Genomic DNA, 24,955 nt, shown 5'->3' on the forward strand with positions numbered 1-24,955 from the left:
CATTAGCGTCATCGATTTTGAAAAAAAAACCGCCGTTCGGCTCCATTCAAGGATGGAAGCCGGCACGGCGGTTTGTTTGAAGCTTTAGAATTTTAAAGTTTCGGGGTCCCCGCAAAGTACCTGAATTAGCTTCGAAGCTAGGCCCCACTTTGTGGGGTTATTTGTAGCATTGCGCTAATCTTGTCCAATGTCAGCAAATTGCCTACATAGAAGGAGCCGAAGTCGGCGAATCGCGCGCTAACCTCGTCAAAACGCATTTCGTAGATCAGCTTCTTGAACTGCAGCGCATCGTCGGCAAATAACGTAACGCCCCACTCGTAATCGTCGAAGCCTACGGAGCCGGTAATGATCTGTTTTACTTTGCCCGCATATTGGCGGCCGATCATGCCGTGGCTGCGCATCATGCCGCGGCGCTCGTCCATGGACAGCATGTACCAGTTGTCGTTGCCGTCGCGGCGTTTGTTCATCGGGTAAAAGCAAATATGGTTCGTTTTCGGCAGAGCCGGTTTGAGGCGTGCGACGATGTCCGGGTTCTGCATCGGATCGGATCCGGGCTGCGCCATATAGTTGCTCAGCTCAACTACGCTGACGTAAGAATATACGGAAATCGTATAATCGGCAAAAGCCGTTTTGTTAAAGGCGTTCTCGAGCTCGTTCAGCTCTTCGAGCGTTTCCCGCAGATGCATGAACACAAAATCCGCTTTTTGCCCGACGATGCTGTACACCGCGGTACTGCCTTGTCGTTTCTCTTCGATGCTGCCCCATTCGGCGATAAACGACTGAAGCTCGTCCTCAGCTTGTCGGCGCTCGCTCTCGCTTAGCTTCTTCCAGGAAGTCCAGTCGATCATCCGAAAATCATGCAGAGCGTACCAGCCTTCCAGCGTTTGCGCTACTTCACTCATCGATGCTCACTCCTTAAACGGTTTGGTTACGAATGGTTTCATTGTATCGTAACACGCGCGCCAAGGGCAAATCCGTCACCGAATTGACAAGGTTTCGCGCGTTGATTCGGTTTTTTATTTTTAGTACACTGGTTACAGGACTGTATATGAATAAGGGGTTGGCTGGATTGCTGCAATTGATCGTACTGACGGTGCTTTTTTTCGTTATGATGTTCGGCATCGGGTTTATATTGAACATGCTGATGAAGACGACGTGGTTTCCGATTTATTTGTTCTTTATCGTGGTTGTTCCGCTGATCGGATATTATAGCTGGGATGCCGACAAATCGTTTGCCGGGAATTTGGCAAGCTATACTTACGTCGATTATATTACCGCAATAGGCGGTGTAGTCGGCGCTTACGTCAGCGGCTGGGCGATTCGTTCGCTTCGCAAAAGCGGATTCAAAATGTTCTAGACACGCGGGCACGTCGTTCGCGCGAAAAGCTTTCCTTCCGGTCATCCGCCGGGTTGGAAAGCTTTTTTCGCATTTCGCGAACAAGTTCGGGCAAAGCTAACGAATGATCGATTAATCCATGCGAGGTGCTCGATATGCCGATAGCAGAAATAAATGGAATACCGATTCATTATCATGTGCAAGGCTCAGGCACGCCGATTATTTGTATTCATCCGCCATTCATTGCAAGCCGGATTTTTAATTATCAGAAATATCAGCTGTCCGAGACGCATCGGATCATTACGTTCGATATTCGCGGGCATGGCCATAGCGGAACTTCGTCTCAACCATTGACCTATCCGATTATGGTTGAGGATATGAAGCAGCTGCTCGATTTTCTCGGTGTGGACAAAGCCTACGTATTAGGCTACTCCACCGGCGGGCAAGCCGCGTTGGCCGCGCTGCTGACTTATCCGTCCAAGTTTCTTGGCGGCATCGTGATCAGTGGTATGTCCGAGGTCAGCGATATGATCACGAAAAGCCGTATGCTCGCAGCCGGCTCGGCAGCGAAATTCCGAATCAAGGATGCCGTTGCCATTCCGGTCGCATGGGGCAACGCGGACAACCGGACAACGTTTGAGAACTTGCATGAGGATGCCAAATTCGGCGACCCGATCAAATGGAAAGAATACAACAACTATGCGATGAGTTATAATTGCACCGATCGACTGCATGGCATCAAAGTGCCGATGCTGCTCATTTACGGCGAGAAGGATACCGTGTTTCACCGATACGGGCATATGCTTAACGATCGCTTGCCGAACAGCCGCATGTATTTCATCCGCGACATGAAACATCAAATTCCGACAAAAGCGGCCGACAAAGTAACGACGCTGATCGGTGAATGGATCGCTCAGCAGGAGGAACGCGATAGAGCGGATACGTTCTCCGAACGGGAAGCATTTGATGAGGAACTTATGAAGCAAGGTATCGTCACCGAAGCCCATATGGTGCGCTCTTAATCAGAAATCCCTCGCGGTAGCGGGGGATTTTGTTTGGTTTTATTTTATCATTTGCGCCTCCCGATTTTATGTTAAAATGATAGAATAGATTAGGAGGCGGATGGTTCAGGAATGCGGGTTTCAAATTTATACCATTTTACGGAAAACCACCGCTGCTGCATATTTCGCGATTTTTCGCTAAGCAGTATGGATTACCGGATGTTAAGCCATATCTACCAACCGATCGTTGGTCCGTTCGCGGTTGCGTTGTACCAGTTGTTCTATCAGCAAATTCCCGCCGAGCAAACCGGGTATTCGCCGATCGAGCAGCAGCGGCGATTGTTTCTGTTATCGGATTTGGAAATGAACGAGACCGGGCGCAAATTATGGGTGGAAACGACGTCCAAGCTGGAAGCGATGAGCTTGCTGCAGACGTCGCGCATATACATACCGGATACGGACGACTATTTGTATGAATATGAGCTTCAGGCGCCGCTTGCGCCGAACGAATTTTTCAAAAATCAGCACTTTACGCTGCTGCTTCGCGATAAAATCGGCAAAATCACCGTGCTCCGGCTGCGGGAAGAGTTTTGCGCCAAGGAACCGGACGAGTTGGTTAGCGGATCGGCGAATAAGGAAAATATTTCGGTACCGTTCTATGAGCTGTTCCGCTTGAACTCCAAAGTCATCGATTACGAACTGGAGCAAGCGCTGGCCGAAATTGCCCCGACGCGGAAGTTCGACGAGACTCGCCTCGATACGGAAGACGCCGAGCAGGATAAAGCTTCGGGCATGGGAGCCTTGCATTATGCCGACATCATTCGCCGGTTCCCGAAGCAATCGATCAACCGGGCTTATGTGGAAGCGCTGCGCTACAAGAAAGACGAAGTGGCGGTTTTGAACCATATCGTAAGGAAGTACGATCTGTCGCTGACCGATCTGTGCAGGCTTCTGGACGAAGAAGGCGTGTTCGACGAGCGAGGCTTGCTTGAGGATGTGCTGCAGTACAGGGCCAACTTGCATTACCGCCAGTCGAAGAAACGGAGCGACGACAACGAACGTTACATCAAAAAATCTTCGAATCGGACGCAGGCCGAAGGGGCGGAGCAAAAATCCGAGCAAACGGTTGAAATGGAATTTTATTTGGACGTACCGGCGAAGCTTCAGGCGGAATACAACGTTCATGAATACAACCGGCTGCTGCGCAATTCGTCGTACACGCTCGTGATCAAAAAGTTTTTCGACGGTTCCGTGCCGGATTATGTCCTGAATATTTTCGAAAAAGTGGATCTGAATTACAAGCTGAAAGAAGAAGTTATTAATGTATTGATCCATTATTTGATCGTATACAAAAAGTCGCTGACGGCTCCGTTTATCGAATCGGTCGTTTCCGATATGCTCGGCAAGCAGGTAATATCGTACGAGCAGGCGGTGCAATATATCCGCGATTATTTGAAATATAAGGAACGGCAGCAGAAGCAAGAAAGCAAATCGGCTGCGGGTGCGGGTACGTCAACTTACCGAGGACGCGGGCGGCCGGCGAAGCAAAAGCCGAGCATTCCGATCATCGCCGATTCGCCAAGCGACAAGGCAGTGACCCCGGAGCAGCTCGAAGCGATGCTGGAGAAGGCGAGAAAGCTGAACGGAAAATAAATGATTTGCGCTGGAGGGGAAAAGGATGGAGTCGCTGTCGCAATTGTTGAAGCATATGCCGGGAAAACAGATGGACGAGCTGGAGCTGCAGGTGCAGCGGTTGTTGTCCGATCCGCTCGTTCGCAAGTTCCGCGCCAAATATCCGGAGCTGGACGACCATACGCTTAAGCTGCATCTGAACCGGCTGCATCAATACGTGACGGAATACAATAACTGCACGAATTGTCCGGGGCTCGACAACTGTCCCAACGATTTTCAGGGGCATTATACCAAGCTGACGGCGGAGACGCTGAACGGGCATACCCATATCTACGACCATAAAGTATCGTGCAAGAAGTTTATCGCCAAGGAATCCAGCGATGCGATCCGGGGACGGATCCGCAGCTTTTATGTCGACGACAAGGCACTGCAGGAAGGTTATTCTCCGCAAGACATATACAAGCTCGACTTGGAGCGCGCGGGCGCCGTCGATCGTATCGTCGATTATATACTTGCCGTCAAGGATAACGGGCTAACATCCGAAGGGCTCTATTTGGTCGGCAAGTTCGGCACGGGCAAGACGTTTTTGATGTGTTATTTGCTGTATGAGCTGGCCAAAATCGGCCTCAAGGGCGTTATCGTCTACATGCCTGATTTTGTCGAGGATTTGAAGCGGATGATCGAGGAGCCGCAGAAGCTACGGGAAACGATTGAAGTGATGAAGGAAACCGATCTGCTCATTTTCGACGATATCGGAGCGGAGAACTTGAGCCCTTGGGTGCGCGACCATGTGCTGGGCTCGATCTTGAACTACCGGATGAACCGGAAGCCGACCTTCTATACGTCCAACTACGAGCTCGATGCGCTGGAGAAGCATTTCAGCTTTACGAGCAGAGACGGCGACGAGGAGCATAAAGGACAACGGCTGATGGACCGGATCCGGCCATACGTCGAAGTCATCGTCGTGAACGGCGAGAACAAGCGCGGAAAGAAGTTATGAATAGGAAACCGTGAATCGTGCATCTGCATCGGTTCGCGGTTTTTTTGTTGACGTGAACGATCCAAACGAGTAATATGACAGTATCGTCATATGACACGAGTGTCACATTGAAAAAGGAGGTATGCAGCTTGCCGTTTCAAACGTTTTTTAATTTGCCGCAAGATAAACAAGAGAGCATCGTGAGCGCAGCCATTGACGAGTTTTACGATTATGGGTACCAGAAGGCGAGTATTGCAAGAATCGTGGAAGCGACCGGAATTGCAAGGGGGAGTTTCTATCAATATTTCGAAAACAAGCAGGATATTTACCGTTACCTCATCCTCAATGTGATCGGTGGGCGGAAGCACGAGTATACCCGTCGCTTCTTTAAGCAGCAACAAACCTTCGCGGATCTACTTCGCGAGCTGCTGGCCGGAGGAGTCGCCTTTTTTCGCGACTATCCCAGAATGGCTGCAATCGCTAACGATTTTATGCAGCTTCGGGATAAAGGACTGAAACAGCAAATCGCGGGCGACAGCTACGAGCAGGGGAAACGATTTTTCCTCGAGCGCATCGCGGCCGGCAAGGGATGCGGGGACATTGATGAACGCATCGATCCGGAAGCCTTGTATTATTTGATTTATTCGGTCGGCCTGTCTATTTCTCAGGATATTTCGGAACAAGATATTGCGTCATATACCGACGACCAGTTAGCCGAATTCGTAAATCGATATGTGTTTATTTTACAAAACGGAATGAAGGGGCGTGCCTAATATGGAGGCAAAATTTCGCAGGGCGGACCCGGGATTGGCGATCCTGTTCGGGGGATTGTCCGTTGTTTTTGTATTGGCGGTCGCATATAGCCCCGCTTTTATGGATTGGGTATTTGCCCGGCACCATAACCAATGGAGCTGGTACATTCGTCCGATTTTTTTAATCCCATTTTGTTATTTTGCATTCAAAAGAAGCTGGAGCGGCCTATTCGGCACTATTTTGCTGCTCCTGACTAGCATGTTTTGGTTCCCCCAGCCAAGCGTCGAAAACGAAGCGGTCAATCAATTTTTACAATATGAAATGGACTGGCTGACAGGGGAGTGGAATGTAACAAAATTCGTTATGATCCTGCTTGTCCCGCTTTCTCTCTCGATCCTTGCCGCTGCCTTCTGGTTCCGCAGCCTCTTGATCGGACTTTCCGTCGTTATTTTCATGGCGGTGGGGAAAGTTATCTGGAGCGTCACCTCTGCCGGCGAATCGGGAGCCTCCGTGGTCGTACCGGCGTTGGTCGGCCTGCTGCTCTGCACGGCTATTATCGTTTGGGGCTTCAAACGGGTGAAAAAGTTGTGATTGCGCTCATTGTGTCGTATAATACAATTTATAATTTCAGAACGTGATTACGCCAATGAAGAGCATCCAACTCGGAGGCGTTTATGACCAGAGCCCTGCCCGAAGCTTCGGCATGATCAGGCTCCCTAAATAGACCGGCCCCGCGCCGTTATCGTGGAACCAAGTGGGCTGCTGCGCATGTTCGTGCGTACGGCCAAGTTGGGTGGCACCGCGAGCGAAGCGCTCCTCGTCCCAATCGGATGAGGGCGCTTTTTGTCTTGTTATCGAACGAAATTCGAAGGGAGCACCTAACATGTTGGACATCAAGTTTATTCGGGCGAACGCGGAGCTGCTTCAGTACACCGCGGATCGCAAAAAAATCGCCGTGGATATTGCCGGCCTTCTGCGCGTGGACGAGAAGCGGCGCAAGCTGCTCGCCGAGGTTGAAGGGCTGCGGCAGGAACGGAACCGGCTGTCTCAGCTTATTCCGCAATTGATGCGGGAGGCGAGGGAAACGGGCCGTGGAGCGGAACCGGTGAAAGGAGACGAGGCAGCAGAATCGACGGAGGGGACCGTTACGACGGATGCTGTGGCGCGGGTCAAAGAGCAGGCGAAGCGGGTGAACGGCGAGCTGGCGGAACGGGAACAGCAGCTAGCGGCGACGGAAACGGCTTATCGGGAGCTGATGGAGAATGTGCCGAATATCGTGTCGGACGATACGCCGGTCGGCGATTCGGATGCGGACAATGTAGAGCTGAAGCGGATTGGCAAGCCGCCTGAGTTCGACTTTGAAGCTAAGGATCACGTTGCGCTTGGCGAAGCGATGAAGCTGTTCGATATGCTTCGCGGCGTGAAGGTTGCGGGGACGAGGAACTACTTCCTGACCGGGGCGGGATTGTATCTGCACCGGGCGGTACAGCAGCTCGCGATCGACCTGCTTGCCGAGCGGCGGTATACGGTGATGGACGTTCCGCTGATCGTACGCGAAGAAGCGCTTATGCGCACAGGGTTTTTCCCGCAAGGCCGCGATCAGACGTATGAGCTGACCGGCGGCGGAGGATGGCTTGCAGGAACGGCCGAGGTGCCGCTAGTCGCATATTACAGCGATGAAATCGTTGACGTGAGCGAGCCGATCCGGCTTGCCGCCGTATCAAACTGCTACCGCAAGGAAGCCGGTTCGGCCGGACGCGATGTAAGAGGGCTATATCGCGTCCATCAGTTCGCCAAGGTGGAGCAGGTCATCCTATGCAAGAACAATCTTTCGGTCGCGGAGCAAATGATGCGGGAGATTACCGCAAACGCGGAGGAGCTCATGCGGCTGCTGGAGCTGCCGTATCGCCTCGTAGCCGTCTGTACCGGCGACTTGTCGCTCAAAAATTACAAGCAGTACGACATCGAAACATGGATGCCAAGCCGCGGCAGCTATGGGGAAACTCACTCGTCGTCGCTCTTGCTCGATTTTCAGGCGCGACGTTCGAACATCAGGTATCGGGACGAGGACGGCCAGCTGCAATATTGCTATACGCTGAACAATACGGCTGTCGCGACGCCGCGTATCCTTATTCCGCTGCTGGAGAACCACCAGCGGGCCGACGGTTCGGTATATATCCCGCCTGCGCTGCGGAAGTACATGAACGGGCTGGAGGAGCTGACGCCTTAATCCGGGCAACATGAATGGCATACAGGCACCACTGGATTTAATCCGCACAAAAAAACCATGCCCGAGCAAATTTGGCTCGGGCATGGTTTTTTATGCTTAAGAAGGCGGATGTTCGAGATGGCAGCATCGTCCTTTAGGCTACCAGTTTATTGCCCTTGGTAAATTTGATCGAAGATGCCGTTATCGTTGAAATGCGTCGTCTGCGCTTTATCCCAGCCGCCGAAATCGCGAATCGTGATCAGGTCGAGCTTAGGGAACTGCTTTCCGAACTCTTTGGCCACTTTTGCATTCGTCGGGCGGTAGAAATTTTTGGCGACGATGCGTTGCCCTTCTTCCGTATACAGATAGTCCAGATAAGCTGCGGCTACTTCGCGTGTTTTGTGCTTTTCCACGTTTTTGGTGACGACGGCGACCGGAGGTTCAGCCAAGATGCTCAGCGACGGCGTGACGATTTCGAATTTGCCGGCGTTTTCCTTGAGCGCCAGGTAAGCTTCGTTCTCCCAGGCGATCAGGACGTCGCCGATGCCGCGTTCCACGAACGTCGTCGTTGATCCGCGTGCACCGGAATCGAGCACCGGCACGTTTTTGAACAGGCTGGCTACGAACTCCTTGGCCTTGTCTTCGCTGTTGTTGTTATGCTTAAGCGCATAACCCCATGCGGCCAAATAGTTCCAGCGCGCGCCGCCGGACGTTTTCGGATTCGGCGTAATGACTTGAACGCCTTCACGGATCAAGTCGTTCCAGTCTTTGATTTTTTTCGGATTGCCCTTGCGGACGAGGAATACGATCGTCGATGTGTAGGGCGAGCTGTTGTGAGCCAGGCGCTTCTCCCAGCCGGCTTTGATCAGTCCGGCCTTTTCGACTGCGCTGACGTCATAGCCAAGCGCCAGCGTCACGACATCGGCTTGCAAACCGTCGATAACGGAGCGGGCTTGCTTGCCGGAACCGCCGTGCGATTGTTTGATCGTGACGGTTTGGCCGGTTTTTTTCTTCCAATAGGCGGCGAACGCTTTGTTGAAATCGACGTACAGCTCGCGGGTCGGATCATAGGAAACGTTGAGCAGCTCTACGTTTTTGGGCTGCGCTTTTTTCGCTTCGGCGAATGCGGTGACTGACGAGGTGACGGATAAAGCGATAATAAGCGATAAGACGGTGAACCATTGACTCCATTTTTTCTTCATGACAATCGACTCCTTTAAAGTTTGTGTAATGTGTAAAAAAAGAGAGGCCTCATCGTCCGCCGCGCGTGTAGGTGCGCTTCTACGGATATGAGACCTCTGGTCATCCAGTCGGTGCTTCGTACTGCAATGCGATAACTATAAATCACACTAATCCGACCTGTCAACTATGAATTTTTATGTTGACAAATTTTTGTACGCTTTGCTACAATACGATTATCAAATCCGATTAAAACAGTTGGAATAATATGAGATGGCCTACCGGACAACCGGAGGAAGGAACCGATGGAACGTATGTCGACGACGACACGCGTACTTCATTCTTCTTCAGGTTGTCTTTTTTGTATAAGACGGTATCCGTTATAAACGGCAACGATCTTATCTTCAATGGTAAACGAGGCGCCAATGCCGTTAAGGCAGCGCAAGCCGTTTATCCTTGCGGTCGCCAGCCTTCCACTGTCGGTTGAAATTCTATTCCACGAGGGGAGAATGATGCAAGATGAAGAACAAGCTGGTTTTGTTCGTACTGGTCTTTGCTTTGGCGGCGGCGGTGGTCACGGGATGCGGCAAAAGCACCGGAGCGCAAGGCGAGGGCGCAGGAGAAACGACGAATTTAGGCAACGCCGGGGAAACGAAAACCGATTACAGCAAGCCTGTCGAGCTGCTGAACGTTTCCTACGATCCGACGAGGGAATTCTATGAAGCTTTTAACAAATTGTTCGCATCGTATTGGAAAGACAAGACGGGACAGACGGTCACGATCAAGCAATCTCACGGCGGGTCGGGCAAGCAAAGCCGCGCCGTTATCGACGGACTCAAGGCCGATGTTGTAACGCTGGCGCTCGGATACGATATCGATGCGATTCAGGAGAAGGGACTTATTAACGAGGGCTGGCAGCAAAAGCTCGAAAACAACAGCTCGCCCTACACGTCAACGATCGTGTTCCTCGTGCGCAAAGGCAATCCGAAGGGGATCAAAGACTGGAACGACCTGATCCGCGAAGGCGTTCAGGTCATCACGCCGAATCCGAAAACGTCCGGCGGCGCCCGTTGGAACTACTTGGCCGCGTGGGGTTATGCGCTCGAGCAAAACAATCAAGACGAAGCAAAAGCGAAAGAGTTCGTCAGCCAGCTGTTCAAAAACGTGCCGGTGCTTGATTCCGGCGCACGCGGATCAACGACGACGTTCGTGGAACGCGGCATCGGCGACGTCCTGATCGCCTGGGAGAACGAAGCGCTGTTGTCCATTAACGAGCTTGGCAAGGACAAATTCGAGATCGTATACCCTTCGCTCAGCATTTTGGCCGAACCGCCGGTCGCCGTCGTAGATAAAGTCGTCGACAATCACGGCACGCGCGAAGCGGCGGAGGCGTATTTGGACTACTTATATACCGAAGAAGCACAGCAGCTCGCCGCGAAGGAATATTACCGTCCGCGACTTGCCTCGGTGCTGGAGCAATACAAGGAGCAGTTCCCGGACATTCGAATGCTGTCCATCGATAACGACTTTGGCGGTTGGCAGGAGGCGCAGAGAAAGCACTTCGCCGACGGCGGCATCTTCGATCAGATTTATACGCCAGGCAAATAACCGGGGTGGAGTGAGCAGCCAATGAAAAAGCTAAAGCCGCACCGCGTGCTCCCCGGATTCGGGCTGTCGCTGGGCTACACGATTTTATATTTAAGCATCATCGTTATGATTCCGCTCGGCGGATTGATCGTCAAAACCGCGGGCTTAAGCTGGGAGCAGTTCTGGGCGACGATTGCGAGCGAGCGCGTTCTCGCCTCTTACCGGATCAGCTTCCTGACCGCCTTCGCCGCGGCGCTCATCAATGCGGTGTTCGGCCTGCTGCTCGCTTGGGTGCTTGTCCGCTACCGGTTTTTCGGCAAGAAGCTGATCGACGGCCTCGTCGACCTGCCGTTTGCCCTGCCGACGGCGGTAGCGGGGATCGCCCTGACGGCGATTTACGCGCCGACCGGCTGGATCGGCAGCCTGCTGGAGCCGCTTGGCATCAAAGTCGCCTATACGCCGATCGGCATCGTTATCGCCCTCGTATTCATCGGCCTCCCCTTTGTCGTGCGCACCGTACAGCCGGTGCTGCACGATCTGGAGCAGGAGGTCGAGGAAGCGGCGACGATGCTTGGCGCCTACCGTTGGCGAACGTTCCGCTCCGTCATCCTTCCGGAGCTGCTGCCGCCGCTGCTCACCGGCTTTGCGCTCGCCTTCGCGCGCGGCATCGGGGAATACGGCTCGGTTGTGTTCATCTCCGGCAACATGCCGCTCAAAACGGAGATCGCTCCGCTGCTCATCATGACGAAGCTGGAGCAATACGACTACGCCGGGGCGACGGCGATTGCTTTGGTCATGCTGATCATTTCGTTTATTTTGCTGCTGCTCATCAACTTCTTGCAATGGCGAATGAACAAGCGTCTCGCAGTTCGTTAATTCAACCACCCAAAAGGAGGGGATTATTCTATTATGGCCGGATATGTTTCGACGAAGCTGCCTGCGACGGCTCGATTGCCTTCAAAACAGCATCATTTGACGGAAGCGCCCTTCATCCGGTGGATATTGATCGGAATCGCGCTTTTGTTTCTCGGACTGGTCGTCCTGCTGCCGCTGGCATCCGTTATCGTGGAAGCGCTGAAGCAAGGCTACGAGGTCTACATCGCAGCCATTACGGAGCCGGATGCGCTGTCCGCGCTATATTTGACCTTGATCGTCGCGTTGATCGCGGTACCGCTCAATACGGTGTTCGGCCTGGCGGCCGCTTGGGCGATCGCCAAATTCCGTTTCCGCGGCAAAAACGTGCTGCTCACGCTGATCGATTTGCCCTTTGCCGTCTCGCCGGTCATCTCCGGTTTGATCTACGTGCTGTTGTTCGGCGCGCAAGGGCTGCTCGGCCCTTGGCTCGACGAGCACGACATCCAGATCGTGTTCGCCCTGCCGGGACTCGTGCTGGCGACCATCTTCGTCACGTTCCCGTTTGTCGCCCGCGAGCTGATTCCGCTGATGGATTCACAGGGAACGCAGGAAGAAGAAGCGGCAGTGACGCTCGGCGCGTCCGGCTGGCGCATCTTCTGGCGTGTGACGCTGCCGAATATCAAGTGGGGCCTTTTATACGGCGTCATTTTGTGCAACGCCCGTGCCATGGGCGAATTCGGCGCCGTGTCGGTCGTGTCCGGGCACATTCGCGGCGAAACGAACACGCTGCCGCTGCATATCGAAATATTGTATAACGAATATCAATTTTCGGCTGCATTTGCGGTAGCATCGCTGCTTGTTATGCTGGCGGTCGTCACGTTGATCGTAAAGAGCATCGTGGAGTGGAAGCAGCGCGATCATTCCTCGGCGGACGAGGCGTGAGAATTGCCGATTGACGATAGCTCCGAAAGGATGCTATCATAATTTTATCTATAAATCCGACTATTATTATGGGAATACAATTATTTAATTTGGAATGCAATCATTTTTCAATATAGGAGGTTGTTCGGATGTCGAAACCGCTGGAATTGGATGAGGTTTGGTTAAATCGAATTATCGCGAGCGTAAACGGATTAGAATACGGAACGGTGCAAATTACGGTACATGACGGCAAAATCGTACAGATTGACCGGACGGAACGGAAGCGGTTCGACAACCAGGCGCCCGCAGTGATCCGGCAGCGCGAAGCGGAGGCTAGAAACCTGCGCGTTTCCAAATAAACGTCTCTCGGCCCAATAAACAAAGCCCTCGTTCTTCCGGCTGGAAGCTCGAGGGCTAACGTTTATGATGTGGATTTATTTTACGAAAAGGGCGATTACCGTCGCGATAATGGCAATAAGAAGCATGAAACCTGCCATGCCGCCGAAGCCCATCATCAAATCGCCGAAATCGTCGCGCGGCTCTTCGTTAATATGCTGTCTTGGGTCTTTTGCGTTCGTTTCCATAATAGCCTCCTAAATTCAAGTGACATCCCCCGTCGAATGCCGTTCTATTGTAGGGTTTACCTAATTACTCTATAGTATAACTAACTTCCGGCTTCGTTGTAAAGCATCCGAAAGTGACAATTGTAAGACATTTGAAGGCTGGTCTTCGCATATTTTTCGGCTTTGTGGTATACTTTACTTGTTGACAGTGAAATATACGTGTGTTCAATAGGAGGTTATAAACATGGCTATTGTTAATGTATCCGATCAATCGTTCCAAGCGGAAGTCGAAAGCCAAGGAACGGTTTTAGTCGATTTTTGGGCGCCTTGGTGCGGCCCTTGCAAGATGATTGCTCCGGTTCTGGAAGAGCTTGACCAAGAAATCGGCGATCAAGTGAAAATCGCGAAGGTGAACGTAGACGACAATCCGGAATCCGCAGCTCGTTTCGGCGTCATGAGCATCCCGACGCTGATCGTGTTCAAAGACGGCCAACCGGTCGACAAAGTCGTTGGTTTCAATTCCAAAGACGCGCTTAAGAACGTCGTTACCCGCCACGTGTAATCGGATATCGCTTCGTTCAAGGCTCTCCCTCGGCTCTATGCTGAAGGAGAGCCTTTTTGCATACACGGTTTTTGGCATGCACGGGACGTTTGGTTGACCTTCCAGCCGTGTTCGCCTGTTACGCACATCGGTTCGTATGATACAATAAGCTCAAAGCATGTGGAAGAGGGGAAAGCATGATGTCGGAGCAAGATTATGGCAGCCGCAGCGATAAAGTGCAGGAAACGATCCGTCATAAGCTGTCGCTGCTGCCGGATAAGCCCGGTTGTTATTTGATGAAAAATAACGAAGGGACGATCATTTACGTCGGCAAGGCGAAGGTCCTGAAAAACCGCGTCAGGTCGTACTTTACGGGCAGCCACGGGGGCAAAACCCAAAGGCTCGTCGCCGAAATTTGCGATTTTGAATATATCGTTACCGCAAGCAACATGGAAGCCTTGATTCTGGAGTGCAATCTGATCAAGCAGTATCATCCGCGATACAACGTTCTGCTGAAGGACGACAAATCGTTTCCGTATATCAAAATCACGAACGAGCGCCATCCGCGCCTCGAAGTGACGCGCAAAATCATTAAGGATAAGGCTAAATATTTCGGCCCATACCCGAACGCATTCGCCGCCCAGCAGACGAAGAAGCTGCTCGACCGGTTGTATCCGCTGCGCAAGTGCAAAACGCTGCCGGACAAAGTATGCCTGTATTACCATCTCGGGCAGTGCATCGCACCTTGCGAATTCGAGGTGGAGACGGCGCAATACGACCAGATGGTGCAGGAGATCAGCCGATTTCTGAACGGCGGGCATGACGAAATCAAACGCGAGCTGACGCGAAAAATGCAGGAGGCCGCCGAAGAGCTTAACTTCGAGCGGGCCAAAGAATTCCGCGATCAAATCATCAATATCGATGCGGTCATGGAGAAGCAGAAGATTACGATGAACGACGCGCTGGATCGCGACGTATTCGGTTACGCGGTCGATAAAGGCTGGATGTGCGTGCAAATTCTCTATATGCGCCAGGGTAAAATGATCGAGCGCCACGCATCGGTATTCCCGTATTACGGCGACGAATACGATGACTTTATTACGTTCGTGACGCAGTATTACAGCGATAATCCGGCGCTGCCGAAAGAAATTTTCATCCCGGCGGACGCCCGTCTGGAAAACGGGTCAGCAGAGCAGCAAGCAGCGGAGAATGTACAGCCGTCCGGTGCGACCGAAACCCCGCTGCCTGCGGCAGCTGCCGTTGCCGTCGCCATCGCTCCGGAATCGCCGGAACCCGATCAAATTCTTGAGCCGGCAGAAGCCGACCAAGCTCCGGCGGCTACGAAAGCCTCAGAATCGGAATTGCCGGCGGAGGCGGAGGCGGAGGGCGCCGATCAGGACGAGTCCGAAGCCGGCGAAAAAACGGATGTACGCGGCATGCTCCAATCGTGGCTGAAGGTGAAGGTGCACATGCCGCAGCGCGGTTTGAAGCGGAAAGCCGTCGATATGGCGATCGACAACGCGCGCGTGGCGCTGGACGAGAAATTCCGGCTGATCGAGCGCGATGCGGAGCGTACCGTGAAGGCGGTCGAGAACCTCGGCAGCTGGATCGGGACGGGAACGCCGCACCGGATCGAGGCGTTCGATAACTCCAACATCCAAGGGACGGACCCGGTGTCGGCGATGGTCGTTTTTACGGACGGCAAGCCTGACCGCAAGGAGTACCGTAAATATAAAATCAAAACCGTGCAAGGCCCGGACGATTACGAAACGATGCGGGAGGTCATTCGCCGCCGGTATGAACGGGTGCTCAAGGAAAACCTGCCGCTGCCGGATTTGATCGTCGTGGACGGAGGCAAAGGTCAAATTTCCGCGGCGGTCGACGTGCTGGAGAACGAGCTGGGGCTTTACCTTACCGTCTGCGGCCTCGTTAAGGACGACAAGCATAAGACGGCGCAGCTCATGATCGGCGATCCACCGGAAACGGTGCCGCTGCCGAGGGACAGCCAGGAATTTTATTTGCTGCAGCGGATTCAGGAGGAGGTCCACCGCTTCGCGATTACGTTCCACCGCGAAACCCGGGCCAAGTCGATGACCGTCTCCCAGCTCGACGCGATACCGGGAATCGGCGAGAAGCGAAGGAAGCAGCTGCTCAAGCATTTTGGCTCGATCAAAAAAATAAGAGAGGCCTCAGTCGAAGACTTCAAGCCTCTCAAAATCGGTGAAAAACTAGCGGAGCAAATTATATCCGCGCTCCGGGAAAATCAGGCTCCGCAGGATTAAGCTGCGGAGCTTCTTCCTGTTCCGGAGAAGGCGCCGGCCTCTCCGGCGTTTTCGGCGCTTTCCAAAATTTTGCATGCAGGAAAGCAAGTCCTAATCCCACGACTCCCGGCAGCAGCATGTATACGACGCCCATCACGACATCAAATCCGGTGCCGAGCCCGAACATGGAGATGCCCATCAGGATGCTGTCCATGACCGCATGCATCATAACGGCGGCAATAAACCCGTAGCGCAAGTAGACGAAGCTGAATATAAAGCCGAGCAGCGTCAGCTCGATGACGCGCGAATACATCGGGTACACCGGATACAGCGCATGGCCGGTCGCCCAGATGAAGTTGGATACCAGGACGGCGACGAACGTGTTACGGAATATTTTTTTGAAAAATACGGTGCCGAACATCCGGTAGACGGCTTCCTCTTGAATGGCGGCGCACCATGCCGCAAGCGGAAACAGCCAAGGCCACAGCATGTTGTACGGCGACGAATCGGGATAACCGGTCATCCACATATGGAGCACTTTGTCTTCTACGAAGAAGACGACGGATTGCGCCCCCAGAACGATCAATCCGAATAAGTACCCTAGCTTGATCGCCTGTATCATATGGCTGCCGAATCCAGGCTCGCGCCAGCGCGCCCAGGAACGAAAACCGACGGAACGCCACATTTGATCCCCGGCGGCGAGCGATATGTAGATGATGCCGGCCAGGAGAGCCATATAGAGGCACGTAATAAAAATCCCGATCATAACGGCGGCTTTGTTGCCGTATTGCGAAATGAGCCAAGGATACATGTTGACGATATTGATGCAATAAATGACAAAAAAGAGGATCGACAGCAAAATACCGCGTTTGAAGTGGACATCCTTGCGCCGGACGATCATATAGACGAGTGCGGCGATTCCGAGCACAATGGAAAACAGAGTGAATCCGGCGTAATACAGCCACTGGCCGATATTTTTCTGCTGATTGACATAGTTCAGTTGGTCTTGAGGAACCGAGAATTCGGGCAGGAACGCATTGACCGTGCTTTGCGCCACGCCGATCCGGAGCAGCAGGACGGAATCGCCGAACGCTACGTCCTTATCCTGAAGCACCACTTCTCCCTTGGAAGACCGCTTATCATCCAGAGCCAGCTTGTCGATATCATAGCCTTGTCCGGCTGCAAACTGCTTCGCGGCATCGACTTGCGAACTATCCGGCATGCCGGCCGCAGGCTCGACTTTCGGCGTTTTCGTCCAACCGACGACGGTTCCTTTGGTCATATGCAGCCGAATGGCGTACAACGACTCGCTTTGGGTGGACTTCGCTTCAACGAGATAATAATCGACGGGATATTTCGTTTCATATTTCTGATGATAAGCTTTGGTAAAGTTATGTTTCTCGAAATAACCGGTGATGTCGGCGAACGTCTGGTATGTAACATTGGTGATTTCGGTTTCTTCGCCGAACGTCTTGGCGATATACTCCCGGCTAATGTCCGAAGCTCGTTCCTTGCTGATCACGTTTCCCGGCCCATCGGAAGAAAGCATGAGAGATGGGGCGATTTGGATGGCGATAAATAATACGACGCTGATGACTGCGAGTATGATGAGCTTGGTGTAGGGAACATGAGAACGTAACTCGGTCAATGGATACCCTCTTTTCCTCGATAATTTTCACTTATATTTCTATAAAATAACATAGATGCAGGATAAATATCCATACGCCGAACAAACAACGTCCCGGATGAGTCAAAATCGGCGAATTCAACTGAATTCAAGCCGATTTCGCAAAAAAACGACTTTGTGATTCTGCCGTACAGGGATTATAATCGGGAATGAAATTATTTTGAAAGTGATACGAAACGATTTGAAATTGAATAGAAGCCGAATTTCTTACCGAAAACGGGGGAACCATGTAATTGGGGTGAATTTTGCCGAACAAGGCAAATAGGGTAACTGTAGTACCCGAATCCGTCAGCTAACCTCGTAGGCTTTGCGACAGGATAACTCAACCATTAAAAACGGCATGGGCTTCCCGTGTCGTTTTTTTGTATTTTGCAAAAAGGTGGAATTGAATTTGAAAAACACGAAGTCGAAGCTGCCCCGGCTTACGCCGCCGCAAATCCTGGCTACCGGATTTGCTCTCATTATTCTGATCGGCGCGGTCTTGTTATCGCTGCCGGTGGCGTCAACGGACGGGCAATCGCTCCCGTTCATCGACGCGTTGTTTACCGCAACTTCGGCTACGTGCGTAACCGGACTTGTCGTTGTCGACACGGGGACGCACTTTACGATGTTCGGCCAGGTCGTCATCATGCTGCTGATACAGGTAGGCGGACTCGGCTTCATGACGATGGCGACGCTGTTCGCGATTATGCTCCGCAAGAAGATATCGCTGCGCGACCGGCTGATTCTGCAGGAAGCGATGAACCAGAACAGTATGGAAGGCATCGTCAGGCTGATTCGCAAAGTGATTATTTATTCGCTTGCCATCGAAGGAGCAGCTGCCGTAATTTTTGCGACGCGCTGGTCGTTCGATATGTCGCCGGGAAAGGCGATTTATTACGGCATTTTCCATGCCGTCTCCATGTTCAACAATGCCGGCTTCGACTTGTTCGGCAATTTCGGAAGCTTGATGCCGTTTGTCGACGATTTTGTCGTCAACGTGGTGGCCATGGGATTGATCGTCCTTGGCGGGATCGGTTTCATCGTCATGTCGGATATCATTGAATACCGCAAACATCGCCGGTTGTCGCTGCATTCGAAGGTCGTATTGTCCATGACCGCTTTTCTGATCGTATTCGGCGCCGTCGTTATTTTTATTTTCGAATACTCGAATCCGAAGACGCTCGGCAGCTTAAATTGGGCCGGCAAAATATTAGGCTCGTTTTTCCAGTCGGTTACTCCTCGTACGGCCGGAGCCAATACGCTCGATATCGGTTCCATGCGTCAGGCATCGCAATTTTTTATGATTATACTCATGTTCATCGGCGCATCGCCGGGCTCCACCGGGGGCGGGATCAAGACGACAACCTTTACGACGCTGATCGGGGCGGTTATCGCGATGATTCGCGGGAAGGAAGACATCGTGCTGTTCCAATACCGGCTGGCGAAGGACCGGATTTTTAAAGCATTGACGATTACGTTACTCGCATTATCCCTCGTCGTCATCGTTTCGATGGTATTGTCGACGACGGAGGACCACAATTTTCTCATGATATTATTCGAAACGACGTCGGCGTTCGGTACGGTCGGCTTGACGATGGGACTGACGATCCATTTGACGGTGTTCGGAAAAATATGCATTGCACTCATGATGTTTGCCGGGCGGTTAGGGCCGTTGACGCTTGCTTATGCGCTTCAGCCAAAAACAGAAAAAGAATTGTACCGTCACCCGGAAGGAAAAATTATTATTGGATAAGGAGAATTCGCAATGGAGGCAAGTCAATTTGCAATTATCGGTTTAGGGCGGTTCGGCTCCAGCATCGGTCGCGAGCTGATCAATTTGGGGCATGAGGTGCTTGGCATCGACCGGGACGAAGAAACGGTGGACGAGATGAGTCATGTTCTGACGCATGCCGTCGTCGCGGACGCAACGGACGAAGAGGTGCTAAGGTCGCTTGGCGTCCGCAATTTCGACTGCGGCGTCGTCGCGATCGGAGACGATATCCAGGCCAGCATCATGGCGGCGATTTTGCTGAAGGATTTGGGCGTCAAAACCGTCGTCGCCAAAGCGCTGTCGGAGCTGCATGGCCGGGTGCTGGAGAAGGTCGGCGTCGACCGGGTCATTTATCCGGAGCGGGATATGGGCATTCGCGTCGCTCACCAGCTTGTTTCGCCGAACTTGCTGGATTATATCGAGCTGTCGAACGATTATACGATCGCCGAGCTGTCGGTTCCGAAATGCCTTTCCGGCAAATCGCTCCAGGATCTCAATATGCGGGCGCGCTTCGGCTGCAGCATCGTGGCCATCAACAAGAAGTCCGGCGTTATCATTGCCCCGACGGCAGGCGACGTGCTGAACGAAAAAGACGTCATGGTGCTCATCGGCACGAACGAACAAATCGAAGAATTCGAGCATACCGTCATCCGATAAAGTGTGTATTGAACTTGACGAAAAGTGGTAAGCTTCCATTGAGGTGAGCGTTTTTTGGAAACAACGGCTACAGCAGTCATTCATCATATTTTGTATTTGCTCATCTTTATATTTGCCTTGGGCATGGTGTCGGGACGTCTTGCGCAGTGGCTCAAAATCCCTGACGTCGTCTTGTTCATCGTGGCCGGCATGATCGTCGGGCAAGGCTTTCATCTCATTAACGAAACGAGCGCTTCGCTAACGAACCAGTTGATTCTGACGGCGGGATCCGCGCTCATCTTGTTCGACGGCGGGAGAAATATCCGGCTGAGCGGTCTCAAGAAGGTGTGGGTTTCGCTCACGCTCTTAAGTGTGACCGGGGTCATTATAACGGTTGCCGTTGTGGGCGTCGCGACGAAGCTGTTGTTCGGCATCGACTGGATGTACGCTTTGCTGATCGGTTCGATTATCGCTTCCACCGATCCGGCTTCGATTATTCCGGTTTTTAAGCAGGTCAAAATTCGCGAGAAAGTCCGGGAAACGGTCGAAAGCGAATCGGCGTTCAACGACGCGACGGGTTCGATTATGACCTTCGCCGTACTCGGCATCATCATGGGAACAGGAACGTTTTCGCTTGCCGACAGCATATTGGAATTTTTGAAGATGGCGTTCGGCGGCATCGCCGTCGGCTGCTTCGTCTCCTTTGCGGCTGCATTTCTCGTGGCGCACTTCAAGCTGGGCTTGCTGCGCGAATATACGACCATTGCCATGATCATGACGGCTCTTGCTTCTTATTTGATCGGGGATACGCTGCATGTGAGCGGGTTTATGGCGACGTTCGCGGCAGGACTTATATGGGGCAACTCGCATTTGTTCGGTTTGCATATGACGGACAAGCGGCATGAAATGGACCATTTCTCCGAAAACGTCACGGTCATCATGCGGATGCTTATTTTTATATTGCTGGGCAGTCAGGTCAATTTTGCGATATTGTACCAATATTTGTGGCCGAGCATTGCGGTTGTGCTTGTTCTGATGTTTATCGCACGGCCGCTGACCGTGTACGCGTCGGCGCTTCCGGATCTGCGTGCCGAATGGACGCGAAACGAGCTGCTGTTCATGATCTGGGTTCGCGAAACCGGCGTCATTCCTGCAGCCCTGTCGGGTTTAGTAGCCGGTCTGGGTGTTGCACACGCCGATATCGTCGCTTCGGTGACGTTTATGGCCATCATGCTCACGATATTGGTTCAAGCGAGCACGACGGCGTGGATGGCGAGAAAGCTCGGCTTGGAGGAGAAGTCGGAATCCCAGAAGCATTAACTTAAGAAGGAAGAGAAAGAGCCTATCGATCGTTTGTCGATAAGCTCTTTTTTGGTTCAATCTTGTATACCGATGGATGATTGTGGGGATTGTAAGAAATACGGGCAAATAATCGTCATGTCACGGCAGGACGCTTGAAATAGGCCTTCGCCTCTTCGATCAAGTGGCGCGTCGCCAAGCTGAGCATCGTTTCGTCGCCGAAGACGAGTGACGTTGTCCGTTTCGTCTGCTCCAGCTCCCGGATGCTCATGACGACGAGTTCGTTGTCCTCAAGCAGGTTGGGACGCAGGTAGGAGCGGGGCAGCAGCGTAGCCGCTTTGCATGGCGACACGAGACGAATGATCGCCTCGAAGCTGTCGATTTCCATTTTGATGTCGGGCATGATGGCATAGCTGTGAAACAGCTCGTCAGTCAATATCCGATACCAGGTGCCCTTGGAGAATACGATCATCGGCAGTCCGTTCAGGACGTCGATATTATCCGACGTTTTGCCGAGAATGAAATGATGCTTGGGCATGACGAGACAGAGGTGATCGTCGAACAGCGGGACGCAATTTAATCCGGGTTGGTTGATTTGCGAAGCGACAAGGCCGATATCGACTTTGTTCTCCTTCACAAGCGTCACGATCTCATGCGTTTTGCCGGTGACCGCCTTAATGTCCGCTTCGGGATGGCTGCGCGTGTACATCGAGATCATCTCGGGCAGCGTCGACTGCAGCGTCGTCAAGCTTGCGCCGATCGTAATGCTGCTTTTGCCGGCGATTTGGTCGTCGGCGATCGCCTGCAAGTACTCGCGATGCTGCTGGCGCATCTTCAGCGCGAACTCGTAGCTGATCTGCCCGATCCGGGTCAGCTCCAGCCGTTTGCCGTTGCGCTTGAACAGCTCGACGCCCAAGTTCTGCTCCAGCTTGGCGATTTTGCGCGACAATGCGGGCTGCGATAAATTCAGCACTTGCGAAGCTTTATTCAAACTGGACTGCTCTACGACGGTTGCGAAGACGTCCATTTCTTCCAACATGGAAAGTCACATCCTTGCCGTTGGTCTTATTCGAAAAACGCATAACGATTAATAAGAAAGAAGCATTTCCATTATAAGCGATAAAAGAGTAATATGGTAGTGACACAAATTGTTCACAAGGCAAGTTTGCATGAAAAATCCCGTCCTTCGGGCAGCGTGTCGAAACGTGATCTTTTGATGAATGTTTTGGCACAATTTGTTGACGCTCTTCCCGGCGAAGAGTACAATGTTATTTGGTTTTGATCACGGACACGCAACATTGGAAAGGAGAACGCAGGTTTATGAAAGGAAATTCTTATTATTCGAGGAAGCTGCATTCCTTGCTGGGGGTCATTCCGCTCGGTTTCTTCATCATCGAGCACGTGATTACGAACTACTCGGCAGTCGAAGGCGGCAAGCAAGGCTTCGTAGATAGCGTAAAAGGGCTGCACGATCTGCCGCTTGTCTTTTTCCTCGAGCTGTTCGGCATTTGGCTGCCGCTTTTGTATCATGGGGTCTATGGTCTGTATGTAGCGTATCAGTCGAAAAACAACGTATCGAGTTACGGTTATGGCCGCAACGTCATGTTTATGCTCCAGCGGGTTACCGGCGTGATTACGTTTATTTTCGTGTTCTGGCATTTTTACGATACGCGTTTTCAAGTCGCTCTCGGCAACGTCGAGCAGCTGGATGTCGGCACACGCATGCACGAATTGCTATCGAACCCGATATATTTCGTTCTGTATGCGATCGCGGTCATCTGCGCGGTATTCCACTTCAGCAACGGCTTATGGTCGTTCTTCGTAAGCTGGGGCATCACTGTAGGGCCGCGTGCGCAGCGCGTGTCCAGCTATATTTGCATGGGGATTTTCGTGATCGTTTCTGTCATGTTCATCTTGTCGCTGTTCGCATTCAGCGGCGACGAATTTGCTGCGGCAGCAGACACCATTCAGTCGGCAGTTTCGGCAGGGTAAGGAGGATCGGCAATGGCTAAATCAAAAATTATCGTTGTAGGCGGAGGCTTGGCCGGCTTAATGGCGACCATTAAAGCGGCGGAGGCCGGCGTGCATGTCGATTTGTTTTCATTAGTTCCGGTTAAACGTTCCCACTCCGTGTGCGCGCAAGGCGGCATCAACGGCGCGGTGAATACGAAAGGCGAAGGCGATTCGCCGTGGGAGCATTTTGACGATACGATTTACGGGGGAGACTTCCTGGCGAACCAACCGCCGGTTAAAGCGATGTGCGAAGCGGCCCCTGGCATTATTCACTTGATGGACCGGATGGGCGTTATGTTCAACCGGACGCCGGAAGGCTTGCTCGATTTCCGCCGGTTCGGCGGCACGCAATATCACCGTACCGCTTTTGCGGGCGCGACGACAGGGCAACAGCTGCTGTACGCGCTCGACGAGCAAGTGCGCCGCCATGAAGCGGCCGGCATCGTCACGAAGTACGAGCATTGGGAGTTTCTGTCCGCCGTCATCGACGACGAGGGCGTTTGCCGCGGCATCGCGGCGCAAGACCTGCGTTCGATGGATACGCGGACGTTCCCGGCCGATGCGGTCATTATGGCGACGGGCGGTCCCGGCATCATTTTCGGCAAAACGACGAACTCGGTCATCAACACGGGTACGGCGGCCAGCGCATTGTATCAACAAGGCGTTTACTACGCGAACGGCGAGTTCATTCAAATTCACCCGACGGCGATTCCAGGCGACGACAAGCTGCGCTTGATGTCGGAATCGGCTCGCGGCGAAGGCGGACGGATTTGGACGTACAAAGACGGCAAGCCTTGGTACTTCCTGGAAGAGAAATATCCGGCGTACGGCAACTTGGTGCCGCGGGATATCGCTACGCGCGAAATATTCTCGGTGTGCGTCGACCAGAAGCTCGGCATCAACGGCGAGAACATGGTTTACCTCGACTTGTCGCATAAAGATCCGAAGGAGCTTGACATCAAGCTCGGCGGCATCATCGAAATTTACGAGAAATTCATGGGCGACGACCCTCGGAAAATTCCGATGAAAATTTTCCCTGCGGTTCACTACTCGATGGGCGGCATGTGGGTCGATTACAACCAAATGACGAACATTCCGGGCTTGTTCGCTTGCGGCGAATGTGAATACCAATACCACGGGGCGAACCGTCTTGGCGCAAACTCGCTGTTGTCGGCGATTTTCGGCGGCATGGTTACGGGTCCGAAAGCGATCGAATATATTAAAGGCTTGAAGAAATCCGCGGAAGACGTTTCCTCTAGCGTGTTCGAGCGCGAACAGAAGCTTCAAGCCGACAAGTACGAAGGCTTGCTCAAATCGGACGGCACGGAGAACGCTTATGTGCTGCACAAAGAGCTCGGCGAATGGATGACGAACAACATGACGGTTGTTCGCTATAATAACAAGCTGCAAGAAACGGTCAACAAGATCAAGGAATTGAAGCAGCGTTACCGCAACATCAACATGACCGATACGGCGCGCTGGAACAACCAAGGCGTCGCGTTCACGCGCCAGCTGTGGAACATGCTGGAGCTGTCCGAAGCGATGACGGTCGGAGCGCTGATGCGGAACGAAAGCCGCGGCGCTCACTACAAGCCGGAATTCCCGGATCGCGACGACGAACAATTCATGAAAACGACGAAGGCGAAGTTTACGCCGGAAGGTCCGCAAATCACGTACGAAGATGTTGACGTATCGCTGATCAAGCCGCGTAAACGCGACTACTCGGCCAACAAGAAGAAAGGAGAATAAC

General features: G+C 52.6%; 23 protein-coding genes and 1 riboswitch. Of the genes, 18 read left to right on the forward strand and 5 right to left on the reverse strand.

Annotated elements, in window-relative coordinates; translation table 11 throughout:
- Positions 1 to 137 precede the first annotated feature (137 nt).
- Complete coding sequence (gene hemQ, locus AC0LWM_RS17710; protein ID WP_474676302.1) at positions 138 to 902, reverse strand: hydrogen peroxide-dependent heme synthase; 765 nt, start codon at positions 900 to 902, stop codon at positions 138 to 140.
- A 167-nt stretch (positions 903 to 1,069) separates the two neighbouring features.
- On the opposite strand from hemQ, the gene AC0LWM_RS17715 reads away from it, so the two are divergent.
- The 7 genes from AC0LWM_RS17715 (at position 1,070) to serS (ending at position 7,931) form a co-directional block, all read left to right on the forward strand.
- On the forward strand, positions 1,070 to 1,357 hold the full coding sequence (locus AC0LWM_RS17715) for a YuiB family protein (RefSeq protein WP_474676303.1): 288 nt from the start codon (positions 1,070 to 1,072) through the stop codon (positions 1,355 to 1,357).
- A gap of 134 nt (positions 1,358 to 1,491) precedes the next feature.
- The gene (locus tag AC0LWM_RS17720) at positions 1,492 to 2,358 is read left to right on the forward strand and encodes an alpha/beta fold hydrolase (protein ID WP_474676304.1); all 867 of its coding nucleotides are present in this window, start codon (positions 1,492 to 1,494) and stop codon (positions 2,356 to 2,358) included.
- Between the two features lie 111 nt (positions 2,359 to 2,469).
- On the forward strand, positions 2,470 to 3,990 hold the full coding sequence (locus AC0LWM_RS17725; protein ID WP_474676305.1) for a DnaD domain protein: 1,521 nt from the start codon (positions 2,470 to 2,472) through the stop codon (positions 3,988 to 3,990).
- 25 nt (positions 3,991 to 4,015) lie between these two features.
- Positions 4,016 to 4,969, forward strand: coding sequence for a primosomal protein DnaI (gene dnaI, locus AC0LWM_RS17730; RefSeq protein WP_474676306.1), 954 nt, complete (start codon positions 4,016 to 4,018; stop codon positions 4,967 to 4,969).
- Positions 4,970 to 5,097: 128 nt separating this feature from the next.
- The gene (locus AC0LWM_RS17735) at positions 5,098 to 5,721 is read left to right on the forward strand and encodes a TetR/AcrR family transcriptional regulator (protein WP_474676307.1); all 624 of its coding nucleotides are present in this window, start codon (positions 5,098 to 5,100) and stop codon (positions 5,719 to 5,721) included.
- 1 nt (position 5,722) lies between these two features.
- Positions 5,723 to 6,292: a hypothetical protein gene (locus tag AC0LWM_RS17740; RefSeq protein ID WP_474676308.1), complete on the forward strand. Its 570-nt coding sequence runs from the start codon at positions 5,723 to 5,725 to the stop codon at positions 6,290 to 6,292.
- Positions 6,293 to 6,584: 292 nt separating this feature from the next.
- Complete coding sequence (serS, locus tag AC0LWM_RS17745; protein ID WP_474676309.1) at positions 6,585 to 7,931, forward strand: serine--tRNA ligase; 1,347 nt, start codon at positions 6,585 to 6,587, stop codon at positions 7,929 to 7,931.
- A 146-nt stretch (positions 7,932 to 8,077) separates the two neighbouring features.
- Here serS and AC0LWM_RS17750 read toward each other — a convergent pair whose 3' ends face one another.
- Positions 8,078 to 9,112 (reverse strand): sulfate ABC transporter substrate-binding protein, encoded by a 1,035-nt coding sequence (locus tag AC0LWM_RS17750; protein WP_474676310.1) that lies wholly within the window; start codon positions 9,110 to 9,112, stop codon positions 8,078 to 8,080.
- Positions 9,113 to 9,608: 496 nt separating this feature from the next.
- Here AC0LWM_RS17750 and AC0LWM_RS17755 point away from each other — a divergent pair, with 496 nt between their 5' ends.
- The 4 genes from AC0LWM_RS17755 to AC0LWM_RS17770 all read left to right on the forward strand — a co-directional run bounded on the left by AC0LWM_RS17755 (position 9,609) and on the right by AC0LWM_RS17770 (position 12,811).
- Positions 9,609 to 10,697, forward strand: coding sequence for a sulfate ABC transporter substrate-binding protein (locus AC0LWM_RS17755; RefSeq protein WP_474676311.1), 1,089 nt, complete (start codon positions 9,609 to 9,611; stop codon positions 10,695 to 10,697).
- Between the two features lie 21 nt (positions 10,698 to 10,718).
- Positions 10,719 to 11,552, forward strand: a complete 834-nt coding sequence (gene cysT / locus AC0LWM_RS17760; protein WP_474676312.1) for a sulfate ABC transporter permease subunit CysT — start codon at positions 10,719 to 10,721, stop codon at positions 11,550 to 11,552.
- Between the two features lie 33 nt (positions 11,553 to 11,585).
- On the forward strand, positions 11,586 to 12,473 hold the full coding sequence (cysW, locus tag AC0LWM_RS17765; protein WP_474676313.1) for a sulfate ABC transporter permease subunit CysW: 888 nt from the start codon (positions 11,586 to 11,588) through the stop codon (positions 12,471 to 12,473).
- 128 nt (positions 12,474 to 12,601) lie between these two features.
- On the forward strand, positions 12,602 to 12,811 hold the full coding sequence (locus tag AC0LWM_RS17770; protein WP_474676314.1) for a YezD family protein: 210 nt from the start codon (positions 12,602 to 12,604) through the stop codon (positions 12,809 to 12,811).
- 75 nt (positions 12,812 to 12,886) lie between these two features.
- Here the strand turns inward: AC0LWM_RS17770 and AC0LWM_RS17775 are convergent, their stop codons facing one another.
- On the reverse strand, positions 12,887 to 13,036 hold the full coding sequence (locus AC0LWM_RS17775) for a YqzM family protein (RefSeq protein WP_474676315.1): 150 nt from the start codon (positions 13,034 to 13,036) through the stop codon (positions 12,887 to 12,889).
- Between the two features lie 223 nt (positions 13,037 to 13,259).
- Here AC0LWM_RS17775 and trxA point away from each other — a divergent pair, with 223 nt between their 5' ends.
- Together trxA and uvrC are read left to right on the forward strand one after the other, a co-directional pair.
- Positions 13,260 to 13,577 (forward strand): thioredoxin, encoded by a 318-nt coding sequence (gene trxA / locus AC0LWM_RS17780; RefSeq protein WP_474676316.1) that lies wholly within the window; start codon positions 13,260 to 13,262, stop codon positions 13,575 to 13,577.
- 176 nt (positions 13,578 to 13,753) lie between these two features.
- Positions 13,754 to 15,838 carry an excinuclease ABC subunit UvrC gene (uvrC, locus tag AC0LWM_RS17785; RefSeq protein WP_474676317.1) on the forward strand — a complete coding sequence of 695 codons (2,085 nt, stop codon included), beginning with the start codon at positions 13,754 to 13,756 and terminating at the stop codon, positions 15,836 to 15,838.
- Here uvrC and AC0LWM_RS17790 read toward each other — a convergent pair.
- Positions 15,798 to 17,465 (reverse strand): CPBP family intramembrane glutamic endopeptidase, encoded by a 1,668-nt coding sequence (locus AC0LWM_RS17790; RefSeq protein ID WP_474676318.1) that lies wholly within the window; start codon positions 17,463 to 17,465, stop codon positions 15,798 to 15,800. The genes uvrC and AC0LWM_RS17790 overlap by 41 nt on opposite strands.
- Positions 17,466 to 17,690: 225 nt before the next feature.
- Positions 17,691 to 17,825, forward strand: a riboswitch (cyclic di-AMP (ydaO/yuaA leader).
- Positions 17,826 to 17,895: 70 nt separating this feature from the next.
- On the opposite strand from AC0LWM_RS17790, the gene AC0LWM_RS17795 reads away from it, so the two are divergent.
- Genes AC0LWM_RS17795 through AC0LWM_RS17805 form a run of 3 tightly spaced genes read left to right on the forward strand, consistent with a single transcriptional unit; the run spans position 17,896 to position 21,213 of the window.
- A complete protein-coding gene (locus AC0LWM_RS17795; RefSeq protein WP_474676319.1) occupies positions 17,896 to 19,239 on the forward strand; it encodes a TrkH family potassium uptake protein in 1,344 nt (447 codons plus the stop codon).
- Between the two features lie 12 nt (positions 19,240 to 19,251).
- A complete protein-coding gene (locus tag AC0LWM_RS17800) occupies positions 19,252 to 19,914 on the forward strand; it encodes a potassium channel family protein (protein WP_474676320.1) in 663 nt (220 codons plus the stop codon).
- 54 nt (positions 19,915 to 19,968) lie between these two features.
- The gene (locus tag AC0LWM_RS17805) at positions 19,969 to 21,213 is read left to right on the forward strand and encodes a cation:proton antiporter (RefSeq protein ID WP_474676321.1); all 1,245 of its coding nucleotides are present in this window, start codon (positions 19,969 to 19,971) and stop codon (positions 21,211 to 21,213) included.
- Positions 21,214 to 21,328: 115 nt separating this feature from the next.
- Here AC0LWM_RS17805 and AC0LWM_RS17810 read toward each other — a convergent pair whose 3' ends face one another.
- Positions 21,329 to 22,231 (reverse strand): LysR family transcriptional regulator, encoded by a 903-nt coding sequence (locus AC0LWM_RS17810; protein ID WP_474676322.1) that lies wholly within the window; start codon positions 22,229 to 22,231, stop codon positions 21,329 to 21,331.
- A 281-nt stretch (positions 22,232 to 22,512) separates the two neighbouring features.
- Between AC0LWM_RS17810 and AC0LWM_RS17815 the strand changes: the two genes are divergently transcribed.
- Both AC0LWM_RS17815 and sdhA read left to right on the forward strand, forming a co-directional pair.
- On the forward strand, positions 22,513 to 23,184 hold the full coding sequence (locus tag AC0LWM_RS17815) for a succinate dehydrogenase cytochrome b558 subunit (protein WP_474676323.1): 672 nt from the start codon (positions 22,513 to 22,515) through the stop codon (positions 23,182 to 23,184).
- A gap of 12 nt (positions 23,185 to 23,196) precedes the next feature.
- Positions 23,197 to 24,954 (forward strand): succinate dehydrogenase flavoprotein subunit, encoded by a 1,758-nt coding sequence (gene sdhA / locus AC0LWM_RS17820; RefSeq protein WP_474676324.1) that lies wholly within the window; start codon positions 23,197 to 23,199, stop codon positions 24,952 to 24,954.
- The last annotated feature ends 1 nt before the right edge of the window (position 24,955 follow it).

This window comes from Paenibacillus sp. sgz302148, assembly GCF_056120465.1.

What these genes read in the sequence shown, in the direction of transcription:
- hemQ (WP_474676302.1), bottom strand. Translation starts at nt 902, where the DNA reads ATGAGTGAAGTAGCGCAAACGCTGGAAGGCTGGTACGCTCTGCATGAT.
- AC0LWM_RS17720 (WP_474676304.1), top strand. Translation starts at nt 1,492, where the DNA reads ATGCCGATAGCAGAAATAAATGGAATACCGATTCATTATCATGTGCAA.
- AC0LWM_RS17725 (WP_474676305.1), top strand. Translation starts at nt 2,470, where the DNA reads ATGCGGGTTTCAAATTTATACCATTTTACGGAAAACCACCGCTGCTGC.
- dnaI (WP_474676306.1), top strand. Translation starts at nt 4,016, where the DNA reads ATGGAGTCGCTGTCGCAATTGTTGAAGCATATGCCGGGAAAACAGATG.
- AC0LWM_RS17740 (WP_474676308.1), top strand. Translation starts at nt 5,723, where the DNA reads ATGGAGGCAAAATTTCGCAGGGCGGACCCGGGATTGGCGATCCTGTTC.
- serS (WP_474676309.1), top strand. Translation starts at nt 6,585, where the DNA reads ATGTTGGACATCAAGTTTATTCGGGCGAACGCGGAGCTGCTTCAGTAC.
- AC0LWM_RS17750 (WP_474676310.1), bottom strand. Translation starts at nt 9,112, where the DNA reads ATGAAGAAAAAATGGAGTCAATGGTTCACCGTCTTATCGCTTATTATC.
- AC0LWM_RS17755 (WP_474676311.1), top strand. Translation starts at nt 9,609, where the DNA reads ATGAAGAACAAGCTGGTTTTGTTCGTACTGGTCTTTGCTTTGGCGGCG.
- cysT (WP_474676312.1), top strand. Translation starts at nt 10,719, where the DNA reads ATGAAAAAGCTAAAGCCGCACCGCGTGCTCCCCGGATTCGGGCTGTCG.
- cysW (WP_474676313.1), top strand. Translation starts at nt 11,586, where the DNA reads ATGGCCGGATATGTTTCGACGAAGCTGCCTGCGACGGCTCGATTGCCT.
- AC0LWM_RS17770 (WP_474676314.1), top strand. Translation starts at nt 12,602, where the DNA reads ATGTCGAAACCGCTGGAATTGGATGAGGTTTGGTTAAATCGAATTATC.
- AC0LWM_RS17775 (WP_474676315.1), bottom strand. Translation starts at nt 13,036, where the DNA reads ATGGAAACGAACGCAAAAGACCCAAGACAGCATATTAACGAAGAGCCG.
- trxA (WP_474676316.1), top strand. Translation starts at nt 13,260, where the DNA reads ATGGCTATTGTTAATGTATCCGATCAATCGTTCCAAGCGGAAGTCGAA.
- uvrC (WP_474676317.1), top strand. Translation starts at nt 13,754, where the DNA reads ATGATGTCGGAGCAAGATTATGGCAGCCGCAGCGATAAAGTGCAGGAA.
- AC0LWM_RS17800 (WP_474676320.1), top strand. Translation starts at nt 19,252, where the DNA reads ATGGAGGCAAGTCAATTTGCAATTATCGGTTTAGGGCGGTTCGGCTCC.
- AC0LWM_RS17810 (WP_474676322.1), bottom strand. Translation starts at nt 22,231, where the DNA reads ATGTTGGAAGAAATGGACGTCTTCGCAACCGTCGTAGAGCAGTCCAGT.
- AC0LWM_RS17815 (WP_474676323.1), top strand. Translation starts at nt 22,513, where the DNA reads ATGAAAGGAAATTCTTATTATTCGAGGAAGCTGCATTCCTTGCTGGGG.
- sdhA (WP_474676324.1), top strand. Translation starts at nt 23,197, where the DNA reads ATGGCTAAATCAAAAATTATCGTTGTAGGCGGAGGCTTGGCCGGCTTA.